The organism is Lentzea sp. NPDC004782, assembly GCF_040609115.1.
Lineage (GTDB): Bacteria > Actinomycetota > Actinomycetes > Mycobacteriales > Pseudonocardiaceae > Lentzea.
The window spans coordinates 1-11,840 of sequence record NZ_JBEXJN010000118.1; the positions used below are offsets into that span (position 1 = coordinate 1).

An 11,840-nucleotide genomic window follows, 5' to 3' on the forward strand; every position below is an offset into this window, starting at 1 on the left:
CACCCAAACCCAAGACACACAACAAGAAACGGGCCGCCGCTGACACGACGGCCCGCTAAGGAAACTCACCTGACGTTAAAACACCAGGTCCACCTCAGGTGAACAAATGCGCCGTTCATCGCGAGCCTGCCCGCGAAGGCCGGCGCAACGCGTCGCCGCTCAAGTTCCTGGCATTGCACGTCAGGTGGAGGAAGGAGCCCTTCATCCACCTCGCCAGACTGAGTTCACCTCACTGTCACGGGAATCGCGGGGGAGTAGTGCAACCGGCCGTGCGCGGCCACCCGCACGAGCGCCCACCAGTGCGCGCCACGGCGGGCGGTGGGCGCCGCGGCGGCCGTGACCGGCACGGTGATCTTGCCTCCCGGCGGGATCGCGAACGGCTGGGTGCGCGGCCCGACGGCGACCTCGCCGTCCCAGGTGCCGAACGGGCTGATCACGGTGACCTCTCCGCGCACCTCGCTCTGCACCCGGTTCCGCAGGGTGACCGGCAGCAGCGCGTGCTCGCCCGGCGAGAGCAGCAGGGCGCCCGCCCGGAGCAGGACGTCGACCACGTCGCGGTCCGTGGCGGGGCCGGACACCACCTCGACGGTGTCCTCCAGCGTCTGGCCGAGGTGGTCGCGGATGCGCGCCGCGTGCAGGTGCCGGCCCGGCCTGGCGCGCACGGTGGCGGTGAACTCCGCGTGCTCACCGGCGGTGAGGTCGTAGTCCCACGACTGGCCGTCGGAGAACTCCAGCCGCCCCTTGGCCGGGGCCGCGCCGCAGCTGACGACGATCCGCACCTGGCCGGTGGTGCCGGGAGCCAGCCGCGTGAAGGACGGGCTGACGTGCACGGTCACCGGCAGGTTGCCGATCGGCGCCGGGCCCGCGTTGTGGCGCCAGTACTTCGTGCTCACCGGCTGGACCGGTTCCACCGACTCGGTGAGGACGGGCGGGAGCGCCGACACCGGTACCAGCCGAAGCGTCGCCACGTCCGCGGCGCCCAGCTCGGCCTCTGCCTGTCCGGAGTGGACGGTCACGGGGCCGAGATCGCGCTCCTCCAGCAGATCCGTGCGGCAGGCCGCGGCGATGCGGCCGTACAGCGAGACCGTCGCGGTCACGGGTGCGCCCGAGGACTCGTACAGCCGCACCGCGAGGTCGGGACCGGCTTCTCCGGTGCCGGACGCGAGCGGGTTGCCGAGGGTCTTGGCCGCGGTCAGCAGCACGCTCGGCGGTGACACCGACAACAGGCTCAGCTCGGCGGGCAGGTCTCCCGCGGCCGAAGGGACCTGGCGGGCGTGCAGCGGGTGGTTCACGTCCTGGCCGGCGCGGGAGAACCCGGCCTGGCGCCAGTCACCCGCTCCGGCCACGAGGCTCAGCTCGAACGTGTGGGACCAGTGCTGCCAGGCGAAGCTCGACCCGTCCGGCACCGTGCGGCGCTCGCCGTCGACCCACACCGTCGCGGGCCAGCCGCTGCACGACCGCATCAGCGAGACGTGCAGCGTGCCGTCCGGCGTCACGACGAACCCCGGCGTGCCGCGGTTGAGCACGGCCACCGAGTGGTCGGTCGCGGGGTCGGTCGTACCGCCGGGCCCGGCCACCTCGACGCACGCGTCGGCGAGGTCGTCGATCAGGGCGGCCACGTCGGTCACGATCAGCACCGGCAGGTCACGCGGCCCGCGCAGGTCGGCGTCCGGCACCCACTGCTGTGCGCGCGGCAGAAGCGCGGGGACGAACACGCTGCCGGTGCCGTCGAGCACCGACCGGTACTCGGGCAGATCGGCCAGCACGGCGTCGGTGAACTCGTTGTCGCCCACCACGATCCGCACGTCGGGCAGGTTGGAGTCGACGTCGAGCGAGCCGTAGCGCGGACCGGGCGGACGGGTGCAGGTGGCCGTCACGCCCTTGGCGGCCAGCGCCACCACCAGGTCCCGGCCGTCCTCGGCGATCACCTCGGCGACGCCGATCGCGTGCAGCACACCGTCGGGCAACCTCAGCCGCACGGGTGCGGAGAGGCCCGCCCACGTGTGCGCGGGACTGTCCAGCGTCCACAGGTGCTGTGCGGCGTCGACGTCCGGGAAGCCGAACGAGCGGCCCACCGCGGCGAATCCGACCTCAGCCACGGGCAGCGCGCCGGGCAGGTCGAACGCGAACCGGCTGCGCAGCAACCGGTCCTGGCCGATCGAACCGTCCACAAAAGACCGAATGTCCACCCGCGGCAGCCCGTGCCACAACGTGACCCGCTGGGTGATCCGCAGCTCGCCGAGCGTCGTGCGGCTGACCAGCCGTTCGCCGAGCGGGCTCGTCTCGACGCGCACGTCGGCCCGCCCCGCGGTGACACCGGGTCCCTTGGGCAGCAGGTGCCACGGTCCCTCGCCCCACACCGGGTGGCCGGAATGCTCCTCCTGCACCAGCAGTTCCGCCGCGAGCCCGCCCGGCCGCACGAGCTCGCGCCCGGCGGTGCGGTCGTACAACCTCGACAGTGCGCCACCGCGGTCCGGATCGGCCTCGGCGACGAAGAACTCGGACTCGATCGTCACCCCGTTGCCGGGCATCCAGTGCGGCGGCACCCTGTCGGCGTCGACCACCCGGTACACCCGGTAGCCGGACGCCGGGACCTCCCGCGCCAGGAACGTGAGCGTGAGTTCGAGCGTGCCGTCGGCGTGCCGGGCCTGGGCCTCGGTCACCGCGGGCACCTCGTGGCCGTCGGGGTCGGTGACGCGGGCTCCCCGGAAGCCGGGCAGGCGGACCTCGACGGTGGCGACGGCGTCGCGCGTGAAGGCCAGGGCGTTGACGACGATCACCGCCTCGCCCGCACCGGTCGTGTCGGCGCGGGAAGCCAGGTGCGACAGGGCATCGGCCACCACGCCACGGCCGAGCTCGTCGGCCTCCCGCCACCCGGTCAGCAGGTCGAGGTACACCTGGTCGGACTCGGTGCCGGTGATGGCGTCGTGGTGCGCGCCGTAGACGAGCTGGCGCCAGGCCTTGTCGAGCGCGTAAGCCGGGTAGCCCGCGCCGAGCAACGTCGTGAGCGCCGCCAGCCGTTCCCCGTCGAGCACCGCCACCTCGGCGGCCCGCTGCGCCTGCTTGGTGTCGATGTACGACACGTCCTTGCCGGTGTAGACCGGGTTCATGTCCCTGGTCTGCGGGCTGAACGTCACCGAGCGTTCGGAAGCGTCCGCGCGCACCGCGGCGAAGAAGTCGCGCGGCAGGCCGACCACGAACCGCGGCCAGACGTACCTCGCGTTCCACTCGCGGTGGATCTCCGTGCAGAACCGGGACGGCACGTTGTGGTCGTGCCCGACCGGCAGCATCACGTTGCGGGTGGCCGCGACCTGGCGCAAGGTGCTGAACTGCCGGTAGGCCTCGGCCATCGCCTCGTCCAAAGTGGACTTGCGCTCGATGTCCCAGCCCGCCACGTAGTGGTCGGCCAGGTAGGAGGTGAGGACCCCGCGCCCGCTCGGCGAGATCCACTCGAACTCGGACGGGAACTGCATCCTGGTGATGTCACCGGTGTGCCGCTTGGCCCCGACGTGGTGCCACGGCCCGCGCGCCCAGACGCTCGACGTGAGCCCCGCGTCCGCCATCAGGCCCGGATACGACGGGTCGTGCCCGAACACGTCGAGCATCCACGCGCTGCGCGGGTCGGCGCCCAGCACGTCCCGCTGGAAACCGACGCCGTAGACCGCGTTGCGGACGGTCGACTCCGGGTGGGTCAGGTTGGTGTTGGCCTCGTTGTAGTTCCCGCCGACGATCTCGATCCTGCCCTCGCGCAGGAACCGCCGCAGGTCGGACCGGTCGCCGGGGAACGCGTCCCAGTGCGGCTTGAGGTAGTCCACCTCGGCGAGCACGAACCGGTAGTCCTCGTCCTGCCGCGCGGCGTCGAGGTGGGCGCGCACCAGGTCGAACGCCGAGAGCTGGAACGGCATCCGCTTGGCCTGCGCACCCGGCAGGTCGAGCCACGTCTCGGTGAAGCCCGCCTGGGTGTTCCACCACACCGGGTCGTAGTGGAAGTGCGACACCATCCACATCGTCCACCCGGTCTCCGCCGGCGTCACGGTGACGTCCCACGCCAGTGGCGGAGCACCGCTGACCGGTGCGACGAGCAGGGTCGCCGGGTAGGCCGTGCCGGCCGAGACCGGCGCGGAGAACACCACGCCGACCTCGGCCACGACCTCTTCCGGCCCCGCCGCCACCCGCACCGGTTCGGGGGTGCGGACCTGCGGCCCGGTGATCCGCACCCACGCCGGTTCGGGCCGCGGCACCGCGAGCGCGACCCGAACCACCTGGCGTGGCGCGGAAGCGGGGCCGACGAACAGATCCGTGCTCTCGGCGATCACCCCAGTTTTCTCCCGCACGTTGTTACTTGGCCCCGTTCAGCGCTGCCTCGGCGTCGCGGAAGTACTGCGCCACCGCGTCGGGGATGGACATCTTGCCGAACGCGACCTGCTTGGCGGCCGCGTCCAGCGCGGTCTTCGCGTCGTTGTAACCGGGCGGCGCGGTCGGGGCGTTCGGCAGCCCGTCCTTCGCCACCTCGTCGGCGACGTACTGCGAGTACGTCACGTCCCGCTTGTCCGCCGCGCTCAGCGACGGCGTCAGGGCCTCCAGCGCCTTGGCCGACGGCGGGATGCCGCGCGAGAGAGCCATCGCCTTGATCGCGTCGACGTCGCTGACGAAGAGGTCGATCAGCTTGGCCGCGGCCTCCGGGTTCTTGCTCTTGACCGGAACGCACAGCAGCACACCGCCGTTGAGCGCCTGTCCCGTCTTGCCGTTGCTGCCGCGCGGCACCACCACGATGTCGAGCGCGTGCTGGGTCAGCGGCTGCATCTGCGCGAGGCCCCAGCCGGTGGTCATCGCGATGTTGCCCGAGATCAGCGGGTGGTTGCCGGCCGCGGAGTCGGTGTTGGCCAGCATCTCGGGCGGGCAGATCGCGCCGGACTTGCGCAGCTTGTCCCACATGGCGAACCACTCGGCGAGGTCGTCCTTGGTGAACGCGAGCTTGCCCTCGTCGTTGTAGAGGTCCTTGCCGCGCTGCCGCAACCACGGTTGCAACGCGCCGGAGTCGTCCTTGGACGCGTCGAGCGCGCCGTACTTGCCCTGTCCCATGGCCTTCGACAGCTCACCGGCGATCCGGCCGAAGTCGTCCCACGTCCAGGTGTCGGCGGGAACGGGGATCTTCGCCTGCTCGAAGATGGTCTTGTCGTAGAGCACCGGCGCGTAACCGGAACCCGACGGCACGCCGAAGGTCTTGCCGCCCACCGCGCCCGCGCCGCGCACCGCCTGGTACAGCGTGTCCATGTGGATCGTGTTCGGGATGTACTGGGAGAGATCGGTCAGCACGCCCTTGGCCGCGTAGGTGCTGACGAGCGCGGTGTCCATCTGGAAGAGGTCCGGCGGGTTGCCGCCCGCGAACTCGGTGTTGAGCTTGTTGAAGTACCCGTCGTACCCGGAGAACTGGGGGTCGACCTTGGTGCCGGTCTTCTGCGTGAAGATCTGCAACGCGCTCTGGTACGCCTTGTTGCGCGCCTCACCGCCCCACCAGCGGAACGTCAGCGAGTTGTTCGCCGCGCCGCTGCTGCCGGTCGGCGCGAAACCGCAGCCGGCCACGGAGGCCGCGGCGAGACCACCGGCCAGGCCGAAGAGGCCTCTCCTGGAAATGGACATGTGTTTCCCTTTCTTGGCGGTGAAAGGCGTTACTTGATGCCGGTGGTGGCGACACCGTCGACGAGACGGCGTTGCGAGACGAGGAAGACGGCGACCGTGGGCACGAGCGTCACCACGGACATCGCGAGCATGCCGCCGTAGCTGGAGCCGCTCGCCCGGTCGACGAACGCGTTCAGGCCCAGCGGCGCGGTGTAGCGCGAGTGGTCGGACAGGTAGACCAGCTGGCGCAGGAAGTCGTTGAACGTCCAGATGAACGTGAGGATCGTCGTGGTGAGCAGCGCGGGCCGCAGCAGCGGCAGGATGATGCTGAAGAACACCCGCACGTGCCCGGCGCCGTCCAGCGCCGCGGCCTCGTCCAGCTCGCGCGGGATGCCGCGGATGAACTGGACCATCAGGAAGATGAAGAAGGCGTCGGTGGCCAGCAGGTAGGGCACCACCAGCGGCAGGAACGTGTTGATCCAGTTCAGCTGGTAGAAGATCGTGTACTGGGGGATCAGGGTCGCCTGGAACGGCAGCATCATCGTGCCCAGCATCAGCCCGAACCAGAACCTGCGGAACGCGAAGTCCAGGCGCGCGAACGCGTACGCCGCCACCGAGCAGGACGCGACGTTCGCGATCACCGTGCAGAGCGAGACCGTCAGCGAGTTGGCCAGGTAGACGGTGAACGAGTTGCCCGTGGCCGTCCAGCCGGTCACGTAGTTGGCGACGGTGAACGCCAGCGGCAGCGGGTTCATCGTGCTGAAGATCTGGTTCTCCGGCTTGAACGACGCCCCGACCAGCCACACCATCGGGTAGATCATCGCCACCAGGACGATCAGCAGCAGGAGGTGCGCGCGCCAGTGGGTCCCGGCGGTCCTAGTCCGCATAGTTCACCCACCGGCGGGCCGACCAGAAGTAGATCGCCGTGAACAGGCCGATCACGGCGAACAGCACCCACGCCATCGCGGAGGCGTAACCCATCTGCATGCTGCCGAACCCCTTGAGGTACAGGTAGAGCGTGTAGAGCAGCGTCGAGTCGATCGGGCCGCCGAGGCCGTTCGAGATGACGTACGCCGGCGTGAACGTCTGGAACGCGTTGATCGTCTCCAGTACGAGGTTGAAGAACACCATGGGCGACAGCAGCGGCAGCGTGATCTTGAAGAACACCGTGAACCGCCCGGCGCCGTCGATCGCCGCGGCCTCGTAGAGGTCCTGCGGCAGCTGCTTGAGCCCGGCCAGGAAGATCAGCATCGGTGTGCCGAACTGCCAGCCCGCGAGCAGCACCAGCGTCCACAGCGCGAAGCGCGGGTCACCGATCCAGTCCGCGCCCTGGACGCCGAACAGCCCGAGGAACTGGTTGACCAGGCCGTCGCGGGAGAAGATCTGCCGCCACATCACCGACACCGCGACGCTCGCGCCCAGCAGGGACGGCAGGTAGAACGTCGCCCGGTAGAAGCCCAGCGCCCGCAGGCCGCGGTTGAGCGCGACCGCGACGAGCAGCGCGGCGGCGAGCTTGAGCGGTACAGAAGTCACCACGTACAGCAGGGTGACCTTGATGGACTGCAGGTACCGCGGGTCGGAGAACAGGCGGGCGTAGTTGTCGAAGCCGATCCACTGTGGAGCGGTGAGCAGGTTGAACTTCGTCAGCGACAGGTACAGCGAGTACACCATCGGGATCAGCGTGAACGCGAACAGGCCGATCAGCCAGGGCGCGAGGAAGCCGTAGCCCGCGAGGTTGTGCTTGTGCCGCTTGCGCTTGTGCCGCACCGGTGCCGCTGCCTGCTCGGGGATCGGGGGATCGAGCACGGCGACGCCGCTGTTCTCCGCCATGTAATGCCACTCCCTGGGACATCGTGAATGGACCTGTGAGCCGGGTGTTCGATGCCACGCACGGCGCAGTTCCAGTGATCCGTCCCAGGGAGCTGGAAAGCGCTTTCCGGGACTGTAGGAACCGGCCACCCGCCTGTCAAGGACCTCTTCAGGAAACCTTGTTCCCCAACGAAGTTTCGAAACTTGTGACTTGACGCCGACCGGGTGAAGAAGTTTACGTTTTAACCAACTAGGCGGGTCCCAGCCGCGACACCCACGAGAACGAAGGGGAGGAACCGCACTCCGGCCACGCACGCCCACCACACTTGACGACCTCGGGCGAGCGACCCGCGAGGAGTACCGATGACCACCGCCGCCGCGGTGTACCTGCCGAGCCAGCACGCCAGCGTGCACGACCTGCCCGACGACGACGAAGAGCTGCGGAAGGTGCTCGCCAGGGCGGTGTCCGCGGTGCTCGCGCGGCAGCGTCCCGACGGCAACCTCGAAGACCCGGCCGTCGTCGACGACATCGGTGACATGACGCTCGGCGTGGTGTCGTTGCTGTGCCTGGCCTGGCACCGCGGTGACCGCCGGGACCCCGAGCTGGCCGCCGCCGCCCGCCGCGGGCTGGACTTCGTGCTGGCCGAACGGGTCTTCCGCACCGACAACCCCGGCGAGCCGTTCCTGCTCGTGCGCGACAGCGGCCTGCCGTACGCCCGGTACGTGCTCGAAGCCGGTGAACACCCCTTCGGTGACTGGCCGAGCACCGTGTGGGCGTTGCTGCACGCGGTGAACGTGCTGGAGTTCGGCCGCGAGGTGATCACCTCCGAGCAGTGGGCCGCGCTCGCCGAGGTGGCGACGGGCTTCTGGCGCTGGCTCACCGAAGTGAGCACGTTCAACCCCCAGCAGACGGCGAACCAGGCGATCGGTGCCGTGGTGGCCGGTTTGACGCTCGGGCGGCTGTTGTCCCGGAAGTCCATCGTGGACGAAGCCATGTTCCTGTACCACAGCGAGATCAGGGCCAAACGCGTCGTCGACCGCGACCTGCGGCTGCCGGTCGAGCACGGCGCCGGGCACGACCAGAACTACCTGCCGATCTCGCTGACCTTCCTGGCGCGGGCCTACCAGGTGAGCGGCGAGCAGTGCTTCCTCGACGACGGCGACGAGATCGCGCGGCACCTGGAGGCGCGGCTGTCCGCGCGCGGGTTCGACTACGGCGGCCCCCGCTACAGCGAGCAGCACAGCGGGTGCGAGGGCATGCTCGGCCTGCGGTTCTTCAGCGGCCGCATCTCCGCCGAGCTCGGCCGCTACCTCGGCGACCGGCGAGTCGCCTACTACTGCGCCTCCACGCCCGGCCTGCCGAGCGGGCACTTCGCCTTCGCCACCGTGTGGTTCTTCCTCGACGACCACCGGTGGTACCGCGCATCGTCCGGCGATCCCGTGCACACCCGGTACTCGCTGCGGCACGGGAAGGTCTCGGTGTCGCTCACCGAGAAGCTCACCCCGTACCTGATCGACGCCGGCGACACCGCGGTGATCGAGTCCGTCGTGGACCACCAGCACGGCATCGGGCCGCTGGCGCACCACGCCGACGGCAGGCGGACGCTGCTGACCCGTCCGCTCGGCCCGGTCCGCGTGCGGGACGTGACCGACGGCGGGCTGGGCGCCAAGCTGGTGACCAAGGCGGTGGTGACCTGCGAGCAGGTGATGCTCGCCGTGCAGCAGCTCTACGTCACCGACGGTGAACGCCTCTTCCTGGTCGCGGTGCTCGACCGCGCCGCGCTGCCGGTCAACGCGGAGCTGACCTTCCTGGCCGGCCTGCCCTACGCGAGCGCGGAAGGCTCGCGGCAGCGTCGCGTCCGCACGGTCAGCGAGCCGGGCGGAGAGCCGTTCGACCTCGCCGAACCGTGGCGAGCGCTCTCCGCCGGGAGGGTGCTGCTCGCGGGCGGCCTCGCCCTGAGCGCGGGTGCCGGCCTGCGCGTGGAGAACCCGCCGGACGGGCCGGCGTACTTCAACAACCCGCGCACCGCGGGCATGACCCAGGAGCAGCTGGCGTTCTGGCTCGGCGACGACCCCAGGGGCTACGGCAACCCGGACGAGGGCTGGCGCCGCGTGATCGCGACCAACCACGTGCTGGCCGAGCCGGTCGCGGGCCAGCCGCACGGGCGCGCGGTGTTCGTCCTCTGCTACGGAGCCGAGCCCGTCGCGCTGGACGTGGCGGCCGAGGAGGTCGCGGAGGGCGTGCGGGTGCGCACCCCGTTCTTCACGGCGGTGGTCGGTCATCCGGCGGGTGACGTGGGCGGCGAGCCGGTCCTGCGCATCGCCGCTCCGTGAACTGTTAACGCTCACACCTCCTGAACTTCAAGTACGGTCCAGTTCTGTTGCGTATTGTGCATCAAAATCCTCGTGCCGCCACGTATGTCCGTGAAGGACTGTTGGGAGCGCTAACATGACCACCGCCGAAGCGTTCGACCGCAGAGCCCTGCTGCGTCGTTCGGCGCTGTTGTCCGCCGGCCTGCTGATCGGCCCGACCGCACTGGACCGGGCGCTGGAAGCGAACGCGGCGGAACTGCCGACCGGCGCGGCGCCTTTCGTCGACTCCTACCGCACCAACGTGATGGCGAACCAGACGCCGGAGACGAACGCGGCGGTCCGCGTGCTGTCCGGCGTGCAGGACCTCTGGCGCACCGGCACCGCCTGGGACAACGGGGTCGTGCTCAACCGGAACGTGCTCACCGCCAACGTCCGCCACGTCGCGCGGATCACCGGGGCGCGGACCGCCGACCAGGCCAAGCGAGCGTTCATCGTGGACCGTCAGCACCAGAGCTACGCGGCCATCGGCGGCCTCGGCCCGCTGGCCGAGCTGTACAAGACCGGCGCCAAGGCCGTCACCGGCATCACCTCCGCGCCGGACGGCACTCCTCCGTCCACTGTGGACGAGAAGCTGCCGCCGGACGCCCCGGCCGGCTCGGCGCTCGGCGCGGGCTCGCCGGACTCCGCGCTGGGGCAGGTGGTGCAGCTGGTCAACACCGTGCGCGGGCCGTTCGCCTCCGGCAACCCGTCGAAGTACGCCTACCAGTACCCGCGGCCGTGGCGGATGACGCCGGACAGCACGGTCGTCCCGACCGGTGTGACCGACCAGTTCGGCTACCCGGTGTACCGCTCCGACGTGGTCGTCGCCCCGCAGCTGCTGCGCCAGCGCAACCTCAGCCCGGTCGACGACGGGGGTTACCCGAGCGGGCACACGAACGCACTGCACCTGGCCTGCCTGGCACTCGCCTACGCGGTGCCCGAACGGTTCCAGGAGCTGGTGACCAGGGCGTTCGAGCTGGCCGACCTGCGGATCGTGGCCGGCATGCACTCGCCGGTGGACGTCCTCGGCGGCCGGATCCTCGCGACCGCGCTCGCCGCCGCCACCCTGGCCGACCCGCAGAACGCCGCCCTCAAGGCCGCCGCCAGGACGCAGGCGAGCGAGTACTTCCAGCAGCACGCCGGCGCCGATCTGATCAAGTACGCGCACTCGGCGGACACCTCCACCGACCCGTACGCCGACCGCGAGGCGAACGCGCGGCTCGTGGCGCCGTTGCTCACCTACGGGCTGCCCAGGACCGGCCGCCGGATCGAGATGACCGTGCCGAAGGGCGCGGAAGTGCTGCTGGAGACCCGGCTGCCCTACCTCACCGCGAACCAGCGGCGCGAGGTCCTGCGCACCACCGCCCTCCCGTCCGGGCACGCCGTGCTCGACGGCCCCGAGCAGTGGGGCCGGCTCAACCTGTTCGCCGCCGCGGACGGGTTCGGCGCGTTCGACGCGGACGTGCGCGTGGAGATGGACGCGAACCGCGGTGGCTTCCACGCCGCCGACACCTGGCACAACGCGATCGGCGGCCGCGGCGGGCTGGTCAAGCGGGGCACCGGCACGCTGACGCTCGCGGGCACCAACTCCTACACCGGCACCACCCGCGTCGAGGGCGGCACGCTCGCCGCCGCGGCGCCGTCCGCGCTCGGCAGGGGTGAGGTCGACCTGCGCTCCGGCACCCTGCGGCTGGAGACCGCGGTCAGGGTGCGGGGCTACCGCCAGGCCGCCGGAACCACCCTCGCCGTCACACTGCGGCGCGGGACCTGCGCCGTGCTGACCGCCGCGCACCCGATCCGGCTGGCGACCGGCAGCGCGCTGGAGATCTCGCTGGAGAACGTGCGCGCCGGTGCCGTGCTGCCGGTGCTCGCCGCGCCGGGCCTGCTCGGCCGGTTCGCCCGCATCACCGCGACCGGCCACCGGGTCGAGCCCTGCTACAGCCCGGCCGGCCTGTCGGTGCGCGTGCTCTCCTGACACCCTGTCCCCGTTCGGCCGCGCCCGTTGTCGATGAAGGGCTCCTTCATCCACCTGGCGTGCAATGCCAGGAACTTGAGGGGCG

Annotated in this window: 6 protein-coding genes; 2 read left to right on the top strand and 4 right to left on the bottom strand. The window is 70.7% G+C overall.

Features of this window, described 5'->3' with window-relative positions:
* Positions 1-224: 224 nt before the first annotated feature.
* From ABZV40_RS45250 to ABZV40_RS45265, 4 genes are read right to left on the bottom strand one after another with little or no spacing between them, the layout of a single operon-like run.
* Positions 225-4,334 carry a hypothetical protein gene (locus ABZV40_RS45250; RefSeq protein ID WP_355456298.1) on the bottom strand — a complete coding sequence of 1,370 codons (4,110 nt, stop codon included), beginning with the start codon at positions 4,332-4,334 and terminating at the stop codon, positions 225-227.
* 4 nt (positions 4,335-4,338) lie between these two features.
* Entirely contained in the window at positions 4,339-5,640 is a 1,302-nt protein-coding gene (locus ABZV40_RS45255; RefSeq protein WP_355456299.1) for an extracellular solute-binding protein, read from the bottom strand.
* A gap of 29 nt (positions 5,641-5,669) precedes the next feature.
* Positions 5,670-6,506, bottom strand: coding sequence for a carbohydrate ABC transporter permease (locus tag ABZV40_RS45260; protein WP_355456300.1), 837 nt, complete (start codon positions 6,504-6,506; stop codon positions 5,670-5,672).
* Entirely contained in the window at positions 6,496-7,449 is a 954-nt protein-coding gene (locus tag ABZV40_RS45265) for a sugar ABC transporter permease (RefSeq protein WP_355456301.1), read from the bottom strand. The genes ABZV40_RS45260 and ABZV40_RS45265 overlap by 11 nt, the downstream gene beginning before the upstream one ends.
* A gap of 342 nt (positions 7,450-7,791) precedes the next feature.
* Here ABZV40_RS45265 and ABZV40_RS45270 point away from each other — a divergent pair, with 342 nt between their 5' ends.
* Positions 7,792-9,762, top strand: coding sequence for a hypothetical protein (locus ABZV40_RS45270; RefSeq protein WP_355456302.1), 1,971 nt, complete (start codon positions 7,792-7,794; stop codon positions 9,760-9,762).
* Between the two features lie 115 nt (positions 9,763-9,877).
* Complete coding sequence (locus tag ABZV40_RS45275) at positions 9,878-11,755, top strand: phosphatase PAP2 family protein (RefSeq protein WP_355456303.1); 1,878 nt, start codon at positions 9,878-9,880, stop codon at positions 11,753-11,755.
* Positions 11,756-11,840 lie beyond the last annotated feature (85 nt).

What these genes read in the sequence shown, in the direction of transcription:
- ABZV40_RS45270 (WP_355456302.1), top strand. Translation starts at nt 7,792, where the DNA reads ATGACCACCGCCGCCGCGGTGTACCTGCCGAGCCAGCACGCCAGCGTG.
- ABZV40_RS45275 (WP_355456303.1), top strand. Translation starts at nt 9,878, where the DNA reads ATGACCACCGCCGAAGCGTTCGACCGCAGAGCCCTGCTGCGTCGTTCG.
- ABZV40_RS45260 (WP_355456300.1), bottom strand. Translation starts at nt 6,506, where the DNA reads ATGCGGACTAGGACCGCCGGGACCCACTGGCGCGCGCACCTCCTGCTG.
- ABZV40_RS45265 (WP_355456301.1), bottom strand. Translation starts at nt 7,449, where the DNA reads ATGGCGGAGAACAGCGGCGTCGCCGTGCTCGATCCCCCGATCCCCGAG.
- ABZV40_RS45255 (WP_355456299.1), bottom strand. Translation starts at nt 5,640, where the DNA reads ATGTCCATTTCCAGGAGAGGCCTCTTCGGCCTGGCCGGTGGTCTCGCC.